22 protein-coding genes are annotated in these 17,394 nt (G+C 51.2%); 21 read left to right on the forward strand and 1 reads right to left on the reverse strand.

Features of this window, described 5'->3' with window-relative positions:
- Positions 1–240 precede the first annotated feature (240 nt).
- The 21 genes from B5E84_RS00510 to B5E84_RS00595 all read left to right on the forward strand — a co-directional run bounded on the left by B5E84_RS00510 (position 241) and on the right by B5E84_RS00595 (position 16,396).
- The gene (locus B5E84_RS00510; RefSeq protein ID WP_087217683.1) at positions 241–1,692 is read left to right on the forward strand and encodes a biotin/lipoyl attachment domain-containing protein; all 1,452 of its coding nucleotides are present in this window, start codon (positions 241–243) and stop codon (positions 1,690–1,692) included.
- A gap of 38 nt (positions 1,693–1,730) precedes the next feature.
- Positions 1,731–2,411 carry a YggS family pyridoxal phosphate-dependent enzyme gene (locus B5E84_RS00515; protein WP_087217685.1) on the forward strand — a complete coding sequence of 227 codons (681 nt, stop codon included), beginning with the start codon at positions 1,731–1,733 and terminating at the stop codon, positions 2,409–2,411.
- 12 nt (positions 2,412–2,423) lie between these two features.
- Complete coding sequence (locus B5E84_RS00520; RefSeq protein WP_087217686.1) at positions 2,424–2,948, forward strand: cell division protein SepF; 525 nt, start codon at positions 2,424–2,426, stop codon at positions 2,946–2,948.
- A 23-nt stretch (positions 2,949–2,971) separates the two neighbouring features.
- A complete protein-coding gene (locus tag B5E84_RS00525) occupies positions 2,972–3,724 on the forward strand; it encodes a YlmH family RNA-binding protein (protein WP_087217688.1) in 753 nt (250 codons plus the stop codon).
- 265 nt (positions 3,725–3,989) lie between these two features.
- On the forward strand, positions 3,990–5,075 hold the full coding sequence (aroB, locus tag B5E84_RS00530) for a 3-dehydroquinate synthase (protein ID WP_087217690.1): 1,086 nt from the start codon (positions 3,990–3,992) through the stop codon (positions 5,073–5,075).
- A 16-nt stretch (positions 5,076–5,091) separates the two neighbouring features.
- The gene (gene lspA, locus B5E84_RS00535) at positions 5,092–5,613 is read left to right on the forward strand and encodes a signal peptidase II (RefSeq protein ID WP_087217692.1); all 522 of its coding nucleotides are present in this window, start codon (positions 5,092–5,094) and stop codon (positions 5,611–5,613) included.
- The gene (locus B5E84_RS00540; RefSeq protein WP_087217694.1) at positions 5,610–6,521 is read left to right on the forward strand and encodes an RluA family pseudouridine synthase; all 912 of its coding nucleotides are present in this window, start codon (positions 5,610–5,612) and stop codon (positions 6,519–6,521) included. The genes lspA and B5E84_RS00540 overlap by 4 nt, the downstream gene beginning before the upstream one ends.
- An 89-nt stretch (positions 6,522–6,610) precedes the next feature.
- Complete coding sequence (locus B5E84_RS00545) at positions 6,611–7,246, forward strand: cytidylate kinase-like family protein (RefSeq protein WP_087217696.1); 636 nt, start codon at positions 6,611–6,613, stop codon at positions 7,244–7,246.
- 469 nt (positions 7,247–7,715) lie between these two features.
- Positions 7,716–9,833 (forward strand): C40 family peptidase, encoded by a 2,118-nt coding sequence (locus B5E84_RS00555; protein ID WP_087217700.1) that lies wholly within the window; start codon positions 7,716–7,718, stop codon positions 9,831–9,833.
- 17 nt (positions 9,834–9,850) lie between these two features.
- A complete protein-coding gene (locus tag B5E84_RS00560) occupies positions 9,851–11,353 on the forward strand; it encodes an LCP family protein (RefSeq protein ID WP_087217702.1) in 1,503 nt (500 codons plus the stop codon).
- Between the two features lie 553 nt (positions 11,354–11,906).
- Positions 11,907–13,157 carry a M14 family metallopeptidase gene (locus tag B5E84_RS20265; RefSeq protein ID WP_143469150.1) on the forward strand — a complete coding sequence of 417 codons (1,251 nt, stop codon included), beginning with the start codon at positions 11,907–11,909 and terminating at the stop codon, positions 13,155–13,157.
- Complete coding sequence (locus B5E84_RS00570; protein ID WP_087217706.1) at positions 13,158–13,376, forward strand: hypothetical protein; 219 nt, start codon at positions 13,158–13,160, stop codon at positions 13,374–13,376.
- Position 13,377: 1 nt separating this feature from the next.
- On the forward strand, positions 13,378–13,599 hold the full coding sequence (locus tag B5E84_RS00575) for a hypothetical protein (protein WP_087217708.1): 222 nt from the start codon (positions 13,378–13,380) through the stop codon (positions 13,597–13,599).
- Between the two features lie 11 nt (positions 13,600–13,610).
- The gene (locus tag B5E84_RS00580; RefSeq protein WP_087217710.1) at positions 13,611–14,357 is read left to right on the forward strand and encodes a hypothetical protein; all 747 of its coding nucleotides are present in this window, start codon (positions 13,611–13,613) and stop codon (positions 14,355–14,357) included.
- On the forward strand, positions 14,330–14,479 hold the full coding sequence (locus B5E84_RS20765) for a hypothetical protein (protein WP_204248515.1): 150 nt from the start codon (positions 14,330–14,332) through the stop codon (positions 14,477–14,479). Before B5E84_RS00580 ends, B5E84_RS20765 begins: the two co-directional genes overlap by 28 nt.
- Positions 14,480–14,638, forward strand: a complete 159-nt coding sequence (locus tag B5E84_RS20770) for a hypothetical protein (RefSeq protein WP_204248516.1) — start codon at positions 14,480–14,482, stop codon at positions 14,636–14,638.
- 88 nt (positions 14,639–14,726) lie between these two features.
- Positions 14,727–14,852: a hypothetical protein gene (locus tag B5E84_RS21195; protein WP_275533071.1), complete on the forward strand. Its 126-nt coding sequence runs from the start codon at positions 14,727–14,729 to the stop codon at positions 14,850–14,852.
- 12 nt (positions 14,853–14,864) lie between these two features.
- A complete protein-coding gene (locus B5E84_RS20520; RefSeq protein WP_162612779.1) occupies positions 14,865–15,032 on the forward strand; it encodes a hypothetical protein in 168 nt (55 codons plus the stop codon).
- A gap of 62 nt (positions 15,033–15,094) precedes the next feature.
- Positions 15,095–15,259 carry a hypothetical protein gene (locus B5E84_RS20525; protein WP_162612780.1) on the forward strand — a complete coding sequence of 55 codons (165 nt, stop codon included), beginning with the start codon at positions 15,095–15,097 and terminating at the stop codon, positions 15,257–15,259.
- Positions 15,247–16,035, forward strand: a complete 789-nt coding sequence (locus B5E84_RS00590) for an ATP-binding protein (protein WP_242963196.1) — start codon at positions 15,247–15,249, stop codon at positions 16,033–16,035. The genes B5E84_RS20525 and B5E84_RS00590 overlap by 13 nt, the downstream gene beginning before the upstream one ends.
- A gap of 127 nt (positions 16,036–16,162) precedes the next feature.
- Complete coding sequence (locus tag B5E84_RS00595; protein WP_087217714.1) at positions 16,163–16,396, forward strand: hypothetical protein; 234 nt, start codon at positions 16,163–16,165, stop codon at positions 16,394–16,396.
- Here the strand turns inward: B5E84_RS00595 and B5E84_RS00600 are convergent.
- Entirely contained in the window at positions 16,374–16,595 is a 222-nt protein-coding gene (locus B5E84_RS00600; protein ID WP_087217716.1) for a hypothetical protein, read from the reverse strand. The genes B5E84_RS00595 and B5E84_RS00600 overlap by 23 nt on opposite strands.
- Between the last annotated feature and the right edge of the window lie 799 nt (positions 16,596–17,394).

The raw sequence follows: 17,394 nt of genomic DNA on the forward strand, positions 1-17,394 counted from the left end.
GATAAAATGGTCCGGCACTGCCGGATCCCCATAAAGGACCCCTGCTGCAGCGTTCGGCAGGGGTCTTTTTCTTCCGCGATGGAAACGTGCGCTCCGGCGCTGTGGCGCATATCCGCGCCGGAGCTCGCCTCCCGCTGAAGGCTGTCGTGTCACAGAGAACGCGGTTTTCTGTGGCACAACCCATTTTCCTATGACATAGCAGACACACGATAACATTACCGGCCCTTGGAGGTTTCATTCATGGCAAAAAAGAAACAATCGGAGGTCATCGACCTGGAAAAACGGAAAAAACATTCCCAGCGGCATATGACCGTAGGCTCCATGATCTTCTTTCTGATCTTCCTCTACATGGCGTTTTACGTTTACGCCTACGTCACCAGAGATAAGGTGCAGTTTTACGAGGTGTCAGAGGGGAGCATTGTGGAAGACCGGGAGTACACCGGCATCATCCTGCGGGAGGAGAGCGTGTACCGGACGGAGAACGCCGGCTACATCAATTACTATATCCGGGAAGGGAAACGGGCCTCTGTGGGCGCCAGCGTGTACTCCTTAGATGAGTCCGGGCGGGTGGAACAGTTTCTGCAGGAGAGCGAGGCGGGAACCGCCAAGCTGACAGACGAGGATTTAAACGCTCTGAAAAAGCAGCTCACCTCCTTCAGCCTTTCCTATGACGACGGAAACTTCTCCCAGGTGGAGGACGCCAAATACTCGCTGGAGGCCGCCATGATGGAGTACGTCAGTTTCAGCGTCATGGAGGAGGCCGCTGAGGCCATGAGCCAGGCCGGCATCAATTTTCACCAGATCCGGGCCGACAAGGCCGGGGTGGTATCCTACGTGGTGGATCAGTATACGGGGGCGGACGGGGAAACCCATTCCTACTCCGATTTGACCCCATCCGCCCTCACGGCGGCCGCTTTCGACCGGTCCGGCTACAGCCGCACCCAGGCCAAATCCGGGGACCTGGTGGAGCAGAACGCCCCCGTTTACAAAAACATCACCTCCGATAAATGGTCCCTGGTCTTCCCCATGGGAGAGAAGGAGCTGGCCGACTACGGAGGAAAGAAACAGCTCCACGTCACGTTCCCCGGCTACGATCTGGAGCTTACGGGAGCCTTCACCGTCGTCACCGGCGCGGACGGAAACACCTATGGACAGTTGGATTTTGCCAAATATATGGTACAGTTTGAGTCCGAGCGTTTCCTCACCTTTGAGGTCAGCGCGGACACCACCACCGGCCTGAAGATCCCGAAAACCTCGGTGACTCAGAAACAGTTTTTCCTGATCCCGGAGGACTATCTCACCAAAGGAGGCGACAGTTCTTCCGACGGCTTTATGAAGGAGACGTACTCTGAGCAGGATGGTTCCATCTCCATCCTGTTCGTGCCCACCACGCTATACGATTTAAAGGACGGGTATTATTACATCGATGTCTCCGGAAAGAGCGGGATCACGGCAGGGGACTATCTGGTAAAGCCCGGCTCCACAGAGCGTTTCCAGGTAGGGCAGACGGCGTCTTTAGACGGAGTCTACAATATCAACAAAGGTTACACCGTATTCCGCCAGGTAGAGATTTTAAGCTCCAATGACGAATACTACCTCATAAACAAGGGCACCAGCTACGGGCTGTCCGTATACGACCACATCGTATTGGATGCCTCCACCGTGTCCGAGGGAACCATTATCTATCAGTAAGCCCCGGTCATATGAGGCAAACAGAAAGGAAGGTACGTATGGTAAAGGAAAATCTGATGGAAGTGAGAAAACATATGGAGGAGGCCTGCCGCCGGGCGGGACGGCCGGTGGAGGACGTCACCCTGGTCGCTGTCAGCAAGACGAAACCTCTGGAAATGTTAAAGGAAGCCTACGAGGCAGGCGCCAGGGACTTCGGAGAAAATAAGGTCCAGGAAATCCTGGAAAAGCAGCCGGGAATGCCGGAGGACGCCCGTTTTCACATGATCGGCCACCTGCAGCGCAACAAGGTCCGCCAGGTGATCGGCAAAGCGGTGCTCATCCACTCCGTGGATTCCCTGCGTCTGGCGGAGCAGATCGAGGCGGACGCAGCAAAACGGGATCTGTCCGTGGACATTCTGCTGGAGGTAAACGTAGCCAGGGAGGAGAGCAAATACGGCTTTTTCCTGGAGGAAGTGGAGGAGGCCCTCCTTCAAATCCGTGAATTTCCCCATATTACGGTAAAAGGGCTGATGACCATTGCGCCTTTTGTGGAGGATCCGGAAGAAAATCGCGATATTTTTAAAAAATTATATCAACTTTTTATTGACATAAAAAGTAAAAACATTGATAATGGTACTATGAATGTCCTTTCCATGGGAATGACGGGAGACTACCAGGTCGCCATTGAGGAGGGCAGCACCATGATTAGAGTTGGCACCGGGATATTTGGTGCCAGATAGGAGAGAGTAAGAATGAGTCTTTTAGGAAAGTTTATGAATACCATGAGATTGAGCGACGATGAGGACGAGGACTACTTCTTAGATGACGATTATGAGGATGAGAAACCGGCGAAGAAAGGGTTCTTTTCCAGAAATAACAGTTATGACGAGGAGGAGGATGAGGAAGAATCTTCCGTAATCCGTCCCAAGTTCTTAAACCGTGGAGCGAATAACAATAAGGTGGTGCCCATGCGCCGCGGCATGGAAGTTTCCCTGGTGAAACCCATGTCCATGGAGGATTCCAAGGACATCTGTGAATACCTTCTGGATGGGAAAGCCGTTGTACTGAACATGGAAGGGCTCCACACGGAGGTTGCCCAGAGAATTATTGATTTCACCTCTGGCGCTACGTATTCCATGAACGGAAACCTGCAGAAGATTTCAAGCTATATCTTTATCGCTACTCCGGAGTCCGTGGAGCTGTCAGGTGACTTCCAGGACCTACTTAACGCCGGCACATTAGATGTGTCCGGCCTCAATGTCCGTTTCAACGGGTAATGCAGGCGAGAGAGCAGCATACCATGGATAAAGAAGAACAGTTACTGCGGAAACGGATCCGGGAACTGGCCTCCGTGTGCCAGCGGAGAGACATTCCCACACATACGGATTTTCTGAACTTAAACGAGCAGACAATTTTTCACTCCATGAGCCAGGAGCTTGCCGGAGCCAGCTATCGGCTGACGGGAGGCTATTCCCTGGCGGAGAGAAAGATTGTTTGCTTTCTTCCTTCCTATACGCAAGAGGAAATCCCTCCCATTTCCTGTGTGGAGGTGGCTCCCCTAAACGCACGGTTTGCCGAAGATCTCACCCACCGGGACTACCTGGGAGCGGTGATGAATTTAGGCATCGAGCGCTCTAAGGTGGGAGACATTCTCATAGAAGATGGCAAGGGATATATTTTTGCTCTGGAGGAGATGGCCCCCTACATCGCCGATCAGCTCTCCACCATCCGCCGCACTTCCGTGACGGCAAAGGTGTGCCCCCTTGTGGATCTGGCGATTCAGCCGCGGTTTGAGCGCATGGAAGGGAGCGTCGCGTCGGAGCGCCTGGACAATATCCTGGCCTTCGTCTACCGTTCCTCCCGGTCCCGCATCGTCCCCTACATCGAAGGGGAAAAGGTGTTTGTAAACGGGAAACTGGCGGCAAAAAGCGGCCTTTTGCTGAAACCGGGGGATATTGTCTCCGTCCGCGGGCTTGGAAAATTCCGGTACTGCGGCGTGGAGAACGAGACGAAAAAAGGGCGCCTGTTTGTAGCGGCAGAGCGCTTTGTGTAAGAATTACATAAGAATCATAATGGGAATCGGGGGCTCCGGGAAAAAGGAGTTTCCCATGCCAAAAGGCTCCGGGCGTACGCGTACCGCGCCGTGACGCGGCTGTATTCACAGCCATTTTCCTCTGGGCGGAGCAGGTCTTTGCCGGAGGATTTTTTATCATGGGATGCCAGGGATAAAACACCTTCTGATCCCTTCATCGCCATCGGAAAACGATGGTTTAAAAATACGCCGCCACAGGGCGCATTTTACATAAGGAGGAGACGAAATGTCAGAGAGAATGACCATTCATCTGGACGGACGGTCCATATACGATATTGTACTGGAGACTTCTTTCGGGAACCTGGGGCGGGAGGCCGCCCATTTCGTGAGCGGAAGAAAGGTCTGCATCGTCACCGATTCCAACGTGGCGGAGCTGTATTTAAACGAGGTGGGGAACATTCTCGCCTCCTGCTGCAGCCGGGTGGTGAATTTCGTATTCCCCGCCGGCGAGGAGTACAAGAACCTGGACACGGTTCAGAAACTCTATGAGACACTGATCCTGGAAAAGTTTGACCGAAAGGATGTGCTGGTGGCCTTGGGCGGCGGCGTCGTGGGAGATCTCTGCGGATTTGCCGCGGCCACCTATCTGAGGGGCGTATCCTTCCTTCAGATCCCTACCACCCTCCTTTCTCAGGTGGACAGCAGCATCGGCGGAAAGACAGGCGTGGACTTCCTGGCCTACAAAAACATGGTAGGCGCCTTCCATATGCCTAAAATGGTTTACAGCAACATGGCTGTGCTCCAGACTCTGTCCGAGGAGCAGTTTTCCTCCGGTATGGGAGAGGTGATCAAACACGGGCTGATTCAGAACGGAGACTACTACCGGTGGCTGGAGGACTGTTCCGGAGAGATCATGGAGCGCCGCCTTCAGACCTGTGAGGAGATGATCCTCTCCAGCGACCTGATCAAACAGCGGGTAGTGGAGGAAGACCCGAAGGAGCAGGGCGTGCGCGCTCTTTTAAACTTCGGCCATACGCTGGGCCATGCCATTGAGAAGGAGAAGCAGTTTGCCATGCTCCACGGCCACTGTGTCGGTCTTGGCTGCCTGGCGGCGGCTTATATTTCCCATCTCAGGGGAAATATCCCCCTGGAGGAGGTGGAGCGCCTCAGCAGGGTGCTGTCCCGTTTCGGCCTTCCGGTGACGGTCTCCGGACTCACGCCGGAGCAGATTCTCCAAGCGACGAAAAATGACAAAAAGATGGATGCGGGGACAGTAAAATTCGTGCTCCTGGAGCGGATCGGAGACGCCTATGTGGATCGGACGGTCTCAGAGGAGGAGATGCGCCAGGGCCTGTCCTATATCCTGAGATAGACAAAGGAGCAGGATTATGAATTGCAAATGGAAACAATTTGCCGGCTTTTTCCTCAGCTGTGCCGTCCTCATCGGGCTGGATCAGTGGACGAAAGCGCTGGCAGTGGGGCATCTGAAAGGACAGAATCCCATGGTACTTCTGGAAGGCGTGTTTGAGCTCACTTACCTGGAGAACCGTGGGGCTGCCTTCGGGATGCTCCAGGGACGCCAGGGATTCTTTTTTCTGATCGCGGCTGTGGTGATCGCCGCGGCTCTTTTCGCCCTCTGGCGGATGCCCGCGGGAAAAAGGTTCCTCCCCTTATATTTCTCCGCCATCGGAGTGGTGGCGGGAGCTGTGGGAAACATGATCGACCGGACGGTTCAGGGCTATGTGGTGGACTTTTTCTATTTCCGCCTCATCAATTTCCCTGTATTTAACGTCGCAGACTGCTACGTGACCGTAGCGGCCGCCGCCCTGGTGTTTCTGCTCCTGTTTTACTACAAGGAGAGCGAACTGGAGCCATTTTCCCTGAAAAGGAAGAAAGGAGAATCTCTTTGACACAGACTCTCACCGTAACAGAGGAGGGAAAGGACTGCCGGCTGGACGCCTTTTTAAGCGGACAGCTGGAGGGCCTTTCCCGTTCTTATATTCAAAAAGTATTAAAGGGCGGCGGTGTGACCGTAAACGGGAAAACGGAAAAGAGCAGCTACCGTCTGGTCCCCGGAGACCAGGTGGCAATCGACGTGCCGGAGCCGGAGGAGCTGCAAATCGCCGCGGAACCTATGGATCTTGACATTCTCTATGAGGATTCCGACATCATTCTCATCAATAAGCCGAAGGGCATGGTGGTCCATCCGGCGGCAGGGCACTACAGCGGGACCCTGGTAAACGGCCTTATGGCCCACTGCCGGGACGATCTCTCCGGCATCAACGGGGTACTGCGTCCGGGTATCGTCCACCGCATCGACATGGACACCACAGGAGTGCTCATCGCCTGCAAAAACGACACCGCCCACCGCAGCATCGCCGAACAGCTGAAGGTTCACTCCATCACCAGGAAATATTATGCCATCGTTCACGGCGTAATAAAAGAGGAGGAAGGAACCGTGGACGCCCCCATCGGCCGCCATCCCACAGACCGGAAAAAAATGTGTATCAACCAGAAAAACGGGAAGGAAGCCGTCACCCACTACCGGGTTCTGAAACGGTTTGAACGGTACACGTACGTGGAATGCCAGCTGGAGACAGGGCGCACCCATCAGATCCGGGTGCACATGGCAAGCATTCACCATCCGCTCCTGGGAGACGCGGTTTACGGCCCCGCAAAATGCCCCGTCCCCGGCCTGCAAGGGCAGACCCTGCACGCCGGCGTTTTAGGCATCATCCATCCCCGAACGGGAGCGTACATGGAGTTTTCCGCTCCGTTGCCAGAATATTTTGCAGAACTTTTGAGAAAATTAAAATAATTATGTACTTTTCCCTCCTTTTGATATATAATAGTGGTAGTAAAAAGATTATTTCAGGCGACTGAGCCATATGGAAGGAGCGGGTGAGCATGAGTAACAATTTGATCATTACCATAGGAAGGCAATCAGGCAGTGGAGGTAAGGAGATCGGCCAGAAAATCGCGGAGCGGCTGGGAGTAAAGTGCTACGACAAGGAACTTCTGGCCATGGCAGCGAAGGAGAGCGGGCTGTGTGAGGAACTTTTTGAGACCCACGACGAAAAGCCCACAAAGAGCTTTCTGTATTCCCTGGTTATGGATTCCTATTCCTTCGGATACACCTCCTCCGGGTACATGGATATGCCCATCAATCACAAGGTGTTCTTAGCCCAGTTTGACACCATCAAAGCCCTGGCTGATAAGGAATCCTGTGTGATCGTCGGCCGGTGCGCGGATTACGCCCTGGAGGGCTATCCCAACATGGTAAGCGTATTTATCACGGGAGATGACGATGCAAAGATCAAACGCCTGGCGGAGCGGAACAATGTGACGGAGGCGAAGGCAAAAGAAATCATGATGAAGACGGATAAGGAGCGCTCCAGCTATTACAATTATTATTCCAGTAAAAAGTGGGGCGACGTGCGCAGCTATGACCTGTGCATCAACAGCAGCGTGCTGGGCATTGATGGAACCGTAGATATGATTCTGGACTTTGCCAACGCGAAGATGAGCCAGAAAAAAGCTTAATGCTCCTTTGAAATAAATTCCCCAAATCCATTATAAACTTTTGCCAAATAGAGGAAGGCTGTGAGCCTTAAGAGGGCTGAATCGCCCCGGACGCAGAACGGTAGCTGCCGGTTTGTGGGCCGGGGCGTTTTTCTGCGAAAAATGAGGGATTTATAAATGGCCGTCAACACACCTGTATTTCTGTCCACTATGCGCTGGCATCGAATTTTTGTTGTCTTTTTGCTGTCTTTTTGCATGGAACACACCTCCTCATTCATCGCCGGTGCCGTGACACCGGCAGACTGACACCGGCGGACTGCACGTCGAAAAAAGGGCTTGCCAACGCAGAAAAATTTAACAAAAATTAAGGGTTTTGCTCTGTTATTCCCCGGCATTCTATGATATAGTTTTTAGTTGGATAGTGAAAAACACAGCAAAAACACACGGAACATAAATGACGGAAACGCCTGAAAAAAGGATGTAACCATACATGAACAAAGCGATAAAATTTCATGCCGCGGGCCTTGCCTGGATGGTGGCGGGAAGCATACTGACCGTCAGCGTGGGAACCCGTTTTCCCGCCTGGACCGGCGCAGAACCGGTTGTACTGCCGCCTGCAGAGGAAGACGTCTCCCCTGATCTGGCACCCGCGGACCACAGTGGAGAAACAGAGGAGCCAGAGCGGGAAATCCTTCCCAACGTCCTGAATCTGGCCTACGAATTTCCCGACGGAGCGGACACTTCGGATGTGCTAAACAGTCAGATGGGGGCCATATACCGAGAATTGGAGATTATGGATCAAAACTGGCTGGATACCATCTACAACCTGTCAGGAATGACACCAGCCCAAATGGCCTCCCGGCTGGGGCGGTCTGCCGACGCCGTGATGGGCAAATACAACCCCAAAGACGACAGCCACATCCAGGACAATCCTTCCACCTGGAAAGTGGGTTCCTGGAAACGGATTCGGGTCACGGTATATGACGGGGACGGAAACCGCGCGGAGGGAGATTCCAACGTAAAGGACATTATCTCCATGGCCAATGTCTATACATATTTTCACGATTATCAGGACAGCGGCTTGTTTTTGGACTATGCTACCGAGCTGTGGAATGCCTCTCACAGCTATGAAATTTCCATGAGCGACGTCTATTTCTGTGAAGGGTGCCTGAATCAGACCGAGGAGGAGGAGATGGCGGAAGACATCGCCGAAATCCAGGCGGAGGAAGGCATCACAGAAACGGAATCACAGGAAAATATCTCCCAGGCCCGCTCCGGCGGTCCCGGTGTGTCTATGGCGGGTGAGATTTCCGAGAGCATCGCCCAGCTTTCTCAGGAAGACTGGCCAAAGAGCGATGACACCGGCTCTGTTTCTCCGGAGCCAGTATCACAGGAATCTGCAGCAGATCCTATACAGATAGCGGACAGCTCCCCAGCGGCGGCATCTGCGGCTGCGGAGGTTGCGGAAACGCCGCCCCAGGAGACCGGCATAGATGGCGCGCCATTGTCTGGCGGAAATGGAGCAGCGATCGGCCCAGGAGTTTCCGCCATGGTGAAGGCTGACACGCCGTCCGGTCATTCAGAAACAGCGGAGGCCAGTTCCCCGGAAACCTCTTCGGGATCGGCAGAAAGCTCCGGTTGGGAAACCGCGACTCCGCAGGGAGAGACGGCTGCCGCGGAAGAAACGGCTGTCTATGACCGTCTTTCAGAACCGGAAACCGGAAAAGCCGGTACAGAAGGGAGTTCTGGTACAGAGGAGGTGCTGACCTCGGAAACAGCCTCCCTTCTGGCAAGCCCGGCAGAGGTCTCCGAACCGGGAGACTATGTGCGTCTGCTGGCGGAGGAAGTCGCTCAAAACGCTGAAGTTTCTGCGGCGGGAGAGATGGTTTCCTCCGACTGCCCCGGCCACATTGATCTGACGGTAACCGTTCACATCAAAGGACTTTCAGAGGCTGCTGGCAGCCTCTATCAGGCGGATCTGAGGGGAAATACCCTGTCAGAGGGCTGGAACGGCTGGACCGATGAACGGAAGGCGTATGTGGAGGACTTAAGGAATCAGGACTGGTATGAAAACTACGGCCTGACCATTTCCAATATTGCCCTGCAATCGCCTATGTCCGCCGAGGAGATCGAGGCTTATATGGATCGGCTGCCGGAGGACATTTCCGGAGAGCGCAGGAACGTGATTCGCTTTGCCCTGGAATCCGTGGGCCGTGTCCCCTATTACTGGGGCGGGAAACCGGCGGCACCGGGGTATCTGGGCAATCAGTTCGGAGCTTTGGTGGAACCAGATTACAAGGGGCGGATCAAGAAGGGGCTGGACTGCTCCGGGTGGGTCAGCTGGGTTTATTGGTCCGCTACCGGAGAACGGCTGCCGGCAGAGGGGACCAGCGGTCTGATCCGCTGCGGAACCGGTATTTCGAGGAATCAGCTGCAGCCAGGAGATATTATTGTCCGGACTGGAGATAACGCCCATGTGGTCATGTTCCTGGACTGGGGCGCGGATGGAAAGCTTTTGTGTATTCATGAAAGCAGCGGCCCGTCCAACAGTGTGGCCATCAGCGAGTTGGACGCGAACTGGAAATATTATAGAAAATTAATCGAGTAACGTGTGGAGGTACCCTTATGAGCTACGAGTACGAAGATGAACTGGAACGGATGCGGAACCGAAAACGGCCTGCCAAAAAACGGGAATCGGATTTCATCAACCGTCACCAACAGGAATTTGAGGAGCGAAAAATCCGCCGTGCCAGAGCCCTGAAGAAAAAACGCCGGAAACAGAAAATAATGCGTATGGCCGCCGTGCTGGTCCTGGCCGTGGCAGTCCTCACCGGATACTTTATATATCGGCATATGCACGACGATGGCTATTGGACGATTGCTGTATTTGGCGTGGATTCCCGTGACGGAAACCTGGAAAAGGGAGCTCTCTCTGATGTGGAAATGATCTGCAACGTGGATAAATCCACAGGTGAGATTACCCTGGTGTCCGTATACCGGGATACTTATTTAAAAATTGATTCCGCGGGCACATATCACAAAATCAACGAAGCGTATTTCAAAGGCGGTCATGAACAGGCCGTAAGCGCTCTGGAGGAAAACCTGGATCTGACCTTTGACAATTACGCCACCTTTAACTGGAAAGCAGTGGCAGATGCCATCAATATCCTGGGAGGCATTGATCTGGAGCTGAGCGACGCAGAATTTGCTTATATCAACTCCTTCATCACGGAGACTGTAGAATCTACCGGAATTCCTTCTCAGCATTTAAAGAGCGCGGGAATGAACCACCTGGACGGCGTACAGGCCGTTGCCTACGCCAGACTGCGTTTGATGGATACGGATTTCAACCGGACTGCCAGACAGAGAAAAGTGATCAGCCTGGCCATGGAGAAAGCCCGTAGCGCAGGATTTGCAGAGCTGAATAACATCCTGGTAACGGTTCTTCCTCAGATCTCGACAGATATTGGTATTGACGATCTGATTCCGCTGGCAAAAAATATCAGCAAATATCAGATTGTAGAGACCACCGGATTCCCATTCTCCAGAGAGACCAAGCGAATCGGAAAAATGGATTGTGTGATTCCCACCACCCTGGAGAGCAACGTGGAGCAGCTGCATCAGCTCTTGTTTGGGGATGAATCTTATCAGGCACCGGCTTCCGTTCAGAAAATCAGCCAGAAGGTGGCGGAGGACAGCGGGCTGACGGAAGTGGGAGAGAACGCCCCGGAGGCCAATCCCGGCGGTGGCCGCGCTCCTCAGAAACAGCAACCGGCTGAAACCACAGCCCCGGCTGAGACAGCGCCTGAGGAGGATTCTACGGAGGAGACCACAGAGCCGGAGAGTACAGAGGAAACCATCCCGCCCAACGAGGAATCTGGAGACGACGATGATGACTCTGAAGAAACCGATGAAACCCGAGGCCCTGGAAGTGATTTAACCTCTGCCGGCCATCCCAATAATCAAACTGATCCATCAGATCATCAGACGTCAGAGCCATCCAGGCCAGCGGAAAAAGAACCTGTAACGGATTCGTCCACGGAAATCCAAAACGGCTCAGAAACTCCGCCAGTTCCAGCGCCATCCGCGGCACAGCCGGATGCAGAACCTGTTGGGCCTGGAGTATAATGGATGGGATGAATCAGATTCATTCTTTTGAATGAAACAACCGTGTATAGGTAGATAAGTAAGAAAGGAAAAGGAAGATCCGCCGGGATTGAAGGCCGAGAACCTTTTCCTTTTTTATCTGTTTTTATCCATATGAATATGGGTTGAATTACAGGAAACTGATTTTTAAAGTTTCACGTATCCTCATGTATTTCCTTGTGGTACGTTACATTATATTTTCAGTTATATTTTAATTTTGACGGCTGCGGATTTATGGTAGAAATAAATTGTATTTGCTGGTAAAATAAATGGTGTTGGTGAAAGATTGAAATTAAAAAATGGGGATTAGGAGGCGGCTTGACGTATTTGGGGGTTGGGTGTGATTGGATGGAAGGTTGGGATAACTATTCGCGAAAGAATAGTTTAACGAATAGTTGAACCGGTTTCGATCAGTTTCCTTTAAATTCCTTGAGGTTCGGTTTCATCAACTGTAAATGATATATTTAGCTATTTATGAGCAATTCAACTTCTTTTCAGATGTTGGACTGCTCATTTTTTATTGGAGGTGATCGCTTTGAAGAAACTCCGGCGGTTGTGTGGCTTGTTTCTCTGTCTTATGCTGGTGATCTCGATTTCGTCAACATCGTATGCTGTGGGGCCTAATTTGGCCACACCGGCGGAGCTGTCGGTTGCAACGTCTTCGACGTTTTCTGTTCTTTCTTCAGTGGTTCCGTTTTCTGTTTCTAATACGGATGTTGATATATATGGCTCTGTGTATAATCGTTCTTCGGGTGCATGGGTTCGCAATGTTCGCGGCGTGTATAGTGGTATGTCGGGATCTTATGCTATATATACTTTTCCAAAACTTTCGGATACTTCGGAGTATTATCATGGTGTGATGTATTCCTTCTCTGATGATGATCTTCCTGATCCGGGTACATATGGTTTCGATTATCAATTTGTTGAAGCTAATGTGCCATTGTCTCCTACCGGTGGCTATGTTTCTTTTTGGTCATCTGATAAGAATGTTGACGGGTCTAGTAACTATGGGAATGTTACTACTTCATTAACAGGCAATATTTTTAAAGGTACTGGCAATGTTACGTTCGGTTATGCGGAGAGTAATATTCTTGAATGTTATATCACGTGGCCGGAATATCTTACGCAGTTTGATATTGCGGTGCCTTCCTCTCCTATTTCGTTTAGATTTAAGGCTAATGCAGATAGCCCTTCTGTATCTTCTCCGGATGTTGGAGCCTCTGGCGGTGCAAGCAACGTGATTGCTAATGTTACAACGAATATTAGTAACTCTGTATCTTCAATAGATGATTCAATTAAGGAGCTTATCCAGACAATCATCTACCAGCTTGAGGCCCTCTGGAATCAGTTCGCCGGCGTGTTCACTTCGATGTTCTCCGCCTGGGAAACGCATACCCAGCAGATCGTCCAAGCAATCCAGAACATCACCACTGCCGCCCAGGAAGGTATCGAGAATATCATCGACGCTGGTCACGAGGATACGGAAACCATCACGGACGGTTACGACAATTCCTCCATGGAATCAGAAAATGATCGTCTAAGCGGCTCTCTCACGGAGCTGGAGGAGTCCGAGGATCAGCTCTTTGACCAGGCCCAAAGCTACATTGATCAGTTTGAGTTTCAGGATCCCTTCACTCAGTTTACGGCCCCGCTCTCTGATCTCTCCTATTGGCTGGTCGGAATCTATAGTAACTTAGGCTCGATGAATATCCCTATCTCCTTCGGCTTTACTCTCTCCATCGCGCTCCTTCTCATTGGCTGGTATCGTTTTAAAGGAGGGATTTAGATGTTCTCATTTTTTGAAGGGATTGTAGCGTTTATAACGACACTCGTCAACTTTGTCATCAACCTGGTGGAAATCCTGGTATTCATCCTCTTAGCCATCTTCCGCTCTGTCACGTGGCTGTTTGGGTGCATCTCCTATCTCCCGCCGTTTTTAGTGGCCTTTGTGGTGGTGCCGGTGGCGATTGCGATCATCTTCCAGGTTATCAATAAGGGGTCTTGATATGCGTGAATTCATTGATTTTACTCTGTTTATTATTGGGAAAGTGGTGGCGGCCTGGTTCGGCCTGGATTTAGGCTCCTACTCTTTCGGCTCGTTCCTCGTGGCTGCGATTGTGGTAGGTTTATTTATCGGCTGCCTGGTGATCCGGTTCCGAAACTCTGGAAGCGTCTCCACCATTACGCGGCCCTCCTCCGGGCGCTCACCCTCCAGGAAACCGCGTTAAGGAGGTTTTACATGGTTGCTTGGTTTCTATTTGCTTTATGCGGCGCTCTGCTTTTTTCCACTCCGGTGTATGCAGCAGTTGCCACTCCATCGTCTCTTGATCAGCTTGCAGACGATCTCGATGGTCTGGAGGACTTATCGGATATGGAAGTACAAGACCTCTTATTCGACTATCTGGCTTCTGTTCTAGGTGGCCCTGGTCTGGCAACCCCCGCGGAGCTGCCGCCGGCGTCGGATACACTGGACGCAGTACAGGAAGATTCCCCGGTGGTCACCATGCTGGCCCCGGCCCTGGAGGTCGCCCTCTCCGATGAGGTTGACGCCCCGGATGTCAATGTGGTCTGGTATGACTGCACCATCTCCGGCCAGGAGGTTCAGGTGGCATTCCCGAAACAATACGCGTCTTCCCTCTGGGTCTCTGACGCCGGTTACCTCTATAATGTATCCGGATCGGATGTCACCGGCCGGGTATTTGATGAGGATCCCGGAACCGATGACGAGTTTACGCTCCTGATCCTCTCCTCTCTCTTTAACACGGGGAGTATGACGGACTTACACGAGTATGGCTCTTTGGCGGAGCTGCGCAGCTACTATTGGGATAATACATCTTATGACCGGCTCCGGTATACGTCCTCCTGGGTTCACGTCCAGGTGGATCACGTTTCGGAAACCCTGGATACCTCCCAGTATGCGGAGTATGTGATTATTTTTCTGTTAGGAGGTGTACTCATATGTTTGTGGAGAAAATCGTTGCGTTGATCGGGGACGTGCCGGTTCAGTTTGAGCCGCTTTTATACGTGTTCTCCCTGGTGATTTTCTTATGGCTCATTGATGGGTTTTTCTATCTGTGCCGCTATCTGGTAACGGGAGGAGGTCGCTAGATGTTTGACGATCTCGTTCCGGTGGTCAACTGGATTTTTTCAGAGCTGAGCGCTTTCGTCTCCTGGCTCTGGAGCTCCACCTCCTGGGTGGGGGTTACTATCATCGGTCTGCTGCTTTTCCGGAAAGTTGTAGATATATTTAAGAAACTGTTGTTTTGACATTTGAAAGTGAGGTGTAAGTATGGAACCTTCCGCACCAACTGCTATGGAAACGTTACTGGACGCATTTTCGGAGGTTGCCGCCTGGATGTGGGATGAAGTAGGGTTACTTCTCTCCTTCCTCTTAGATCAGCCGATCCTGCTCCTTGCAATGTCCATCTTCTTCATTGGTGGCATTGTGGCCTTTTTCATCCGGATTTACCATTCTGTATAAGGAGGTGTCAGTATGACAGAATTATTAACTGCATTCTCGGAAGTCGCTGCTTGGATGTGGGAAGAAGTAGGGTTACTCCTTGCCTTCCTCCTGGATCAGCCGATCCTGCTCCTTGCAATGTCTATCTTCTTCATCGGTGGCATTGTGGCGTTCTTCATCCGGATTTATCATTCCGTGTGAGGTGTGTGGATGGGGGTCCTTGCGGCCCCCATTTCTTTTATGCAATGTTAGGAGGTGTTCTCATGATTGAGTTTTTACAGTTATTCTCGGATGTATTCCTCTACCCTCTCGACCCTCAGTATCTCGATCTTGAAAATAACCCGCTCTATGCGGTTATGATCTGTGTCCTGTTAGGCTGCGGCCTGGTTTATCTGCTAAGGAGGTTGATCTGCGCGTGTTTCTCTTAACGGCTGCTCTCCTGTTTCTGTTCCTTGTGGTCTTCCTGGTGTACCATGTGATCCTCTACCGCAATCCCTATAAGCTCTACATGGTATTCGGCAAGAAAGGCTCCGGTAAGACCACCTTGATGTGCAAGCTGGCCCTAAAATATGCCAAAGCTGGCCGCCCGGTCTACTGCAACACCCCCATTCCCGGCACGTACTATTTTGACGCTGATCGGATCGGTTTTGGTGGGTTCCCGGAAGAATCGGTAATCCTCATTGATGAGGTTGGAATGATCTGGGATAACCGCAACTTTAAAAGCTTTAAAACAGAGGTACGGGACTATTTCAAGCTCCAGCGCCACTATAAGCATACGGTCTATCTGTTTAGCCAGACTTTCGACGTGGATAAGAAACTGCGGGACCTTACCGACAATATGTATCTGATCCACAACTTCTTCAACTGCTTTACCATCGCCCGCCGGATCACAAAGACAATCACCATTGTTCACGCCGGCCAGGGAAGTGAAAGTACCGCCAACCTGGCGGATGATATGCAGTTTGACAGTTTACTGTTGTTCTTTCTGGGGACGGTCAAAATCACCTACATTCCAAAGTATGCCAGGTACTTCGATTCGTTTGATGTTCCCGAACTTCCGGAAATTGAATGCCGTTACATCCCGTTCCCGGAACACACAAAGAAGGCGCGGGGACTGCCGGGCACGTGGGTGCCGGCAGCTCTGCGCCGGAGCTACCGCCAAAAGTCTGAAGATCAAGAAGGAGGTGAAGACGATGATACTTGAATACCTGATTTATCTGTTGTTAATCCTAGGTATCATTTACCTGTTCCAACTGTTGCGAAAAGCTTATTATAAGCTCCGTAGGCTGTTCCGTCTGGCCCTGTTGTTTATCAAACGTTAGGAGGTTATCATGGATTTTCAGATCAAGTATGATGGTATGGTTTATCGAATCACACTGAATGAGTTAATTTCCCCGGTCTGGGATAACTCCCTTTATTATGCCGCCAGGCTTTTCCGCTACTTCTCGGCTGATCTGCTTTCCCCTGATCCGGATACGTTCCCCCTACGGCTGGGACATCCCAAAGTGGTAACCTACCATGACCACGGCTCCCAGTTAAAGCTTACTGTTTGTCGGATACAGTAACCCCCTCCTCGGTGGCAGGATGTTCTGCCATGTCCTTCTGGATCAGGTCATTTACATAGGCGTTTAGAGATTTATAGCCCTTTTTCCGCCAATGCTCCTCAATGATGGGTTTTTGACCTTTGGGGAAGTTTATACTGACTCTGTCATATGCGCCTTTTGCGAAGTCGTTTTTATATTTTGTTGGATTAAAATTGCTCATTTTTCCTAACATCTTGTGTAAGATGTACTAAAAAACAGACTTAATCTTGTGTAAGATGTTAATTTACATCTTACACAAGATGTGGTATCCTATAGTTACAAAAAAGATACATCCCCTCATAGCAGTGAGAGCCGCTCCTGGTTGATTCCAGCCGGCAGCAACGAGAATGTAAGGGGGTTAGGGATTGTCCTAGAGCTTGCTCTTTAGGATGCCAAGTAAAATGGCAACTAACAATCCGATCGACACATAGGGTATGGTTAAAAGTCCTATCACGGCTTGAACAAGATTTGACATTACGGTCCTCCCTTTTCTATCTTTTTTGCTCTGGGTTAGAAGTGGTATTATTTGGTGGCACCTATAGTTTACTTCTTTCTGGCCCAGGAATCAATTACAGAGTCTTTACGAATCCATAAGATTTTTCTAAAGCTCTGTCATGCAACATACGATACGGCATACCATAAAGCCTATACACCCTCCCTAAAGTCCGCAAATAAGCGTGGAGCGCGGGGGAGAAATCCCAGTTGCCGGCAGATTGCCTAAGTCCTATGTTGTATCACCTTCCTAGGTTTCCTAAAAACTGCGCCACAACCCCGATCACAGTAAGAACGGCATTGAATGCGAGTTTGATACCTAGGATCAAGTATTCCAGTAGCAAGTCCATGGCATTCCTTTCTGGGCCTATGGCACCATAGGGAGGGTTGATGGTTATATTGGGTTACGCTATGCTCTTATTTTAACTCTCCCTGTTGCTGGAATCAATAATGGAATTCTTAAAGATTCCTGATATTTCTCTGTCCTA

It is taken from the genome of Lachnoclostridium sp. An14, assembly GCF_002160755.1.
GTDB lineage: Bacteria > Bacillota > Clostridia > Lachnospirales > Lachnospiraceae > Lachnoclostridium_A.

Excerpts from the sequence above, each read along its gene's own strand:
- B5E84_RS00515 (WP_087217685.1), top strand. The coding sequence starts at position 1,731 with ATGGTAAAGGAAAATCTGATGGAAGTGAGAAAACATATGGAGGAGGCC.
- B5E84_RS00600 (WP_087217716.1), bottom strand. The coding sequence starts at position 16,595 with ATGAGCAATTTTAATCCAACAAAATATAAAAACGACTTCGCAAAAGGC.
- B5E84_RS00575 (WP_087217708.1), top strand. The coding sequence starts at position 13,378 with ATGCGTGAATTCATTGATTTTACTCTGTTTATTATTGGGAAAGTGGTG.
- B5E84_RS00510 (WP_087217683.1), top strand. The coding sequence starts at position 241 with ATGGCAAAAAAGAAACAATCGGAGGTCATCGACCTGGAAAAACGGAAA.
- B5E84_RS21195 (WP_275533071.1), top strand. The coding sequence starts at position 14,727 with ATGTGGGATGAAGTAGGGTTACTTCTCTCCTTCCTCTTAGATCAGCCG.
- B5E84_RS00570 (WP_087217706.1), top strand. The coding sequence starts at position 13,158 with ATGTTCTCATTTTTTGAAGGGATTGTAGCGTTTATAACGACACTCGTC.
- B5E84_RS20770 (WP_204248516.1), top strand. The coding sequence starts at position 14,480 with ATGTTTGACGATCTCGTTCCGGTGGTCAACTGGATTTTTTCAGAGCTG.
- B5E84_RS00560 (WP_087217702.1), top strand. The coding sequence starts at position 9,851 with ATGAGCTACGAGTACGAAGATGAACTGGAACGGATGCGGAACCGAAAA.
- B5E84_RS00545 (WP_087217696.1), top strand. The coding sequence starts at position 6,611 with ATGAGTAACAATTTGATCATTACCATAGGAAGGCAATCAGGCAGTGGA.
- B5E84_RS20520 (WP_162612779.1), top strand. The coding sequence starts at position 14,865 with ATGACAGAATTATTAACTGCATTCTCGGAAGTCGCTGCTTGGATGTGG.
- B5E84_RS20765 (WP_204248515.1), top strand. The coding sequence starts at position 14,330 with ATGTTTGTGGAGAAAATCGTTGCGTTGATCGGGGACGTGCCGGTTCAG.
- aroB (WP_087217690.1), top strand. The coding sequence starts at position 3,990 with ATGTCAGAGAGAATGACCATTCATCTGGACGGACGGTCCATATACGAT.
- B5E84_RS00555 (WP_087217700.1), top strand. The coding sequence starts at position 7,716 with ATGAACAAAGCGATAAAATTTCATGCCGCGGGCCTTGCCTGGATGGTG.
- lspA (WP_087217692.1), top strand. The coding sequence starts at position 5,092 with ATGAATTGCAAATGGAAACAATTTGCCGGCTTTTTCCTCAGCTGTGCC.
- B5E84_RS00580 (WP_087217710.1), top strand. The coding sequence starts at position 13,611 with ATGGTTGCTTGGTTTCTATTTGCTTTATGCGGCGCTCTGCTTTTTTCC.
- B5E84_RS00595 (WP_087217714.1), top strand. The coding sequence starts at position 16,163 with ATGGATTTTCAGATCAAGTATGATGGTATGGTTTATCGAATCACACTG.
- B5E84_RS20525 (WP_162612780.1), top strand. The coding sequence starts at position 15,095 with ATGATTGAGTTTTTACAGTTATTCTCGGATGTATTCCTCTACCCTCTC.
- B5E84_RS00520 (WP_087217686.1), top strand. The coding sequence starts at position 2,424 with ATGAGTCTTTTAGGAAAGTTTATGAATACCATGAGATTGAGCGACGAT.
- B5E84_RS00525 (WP_087217688.1), top strand. The coding sequence starts at position 2,972 with ATGGATAAAGAAGAACAGTTACTGCGGAAACGGATCCGGGAACTGGCC.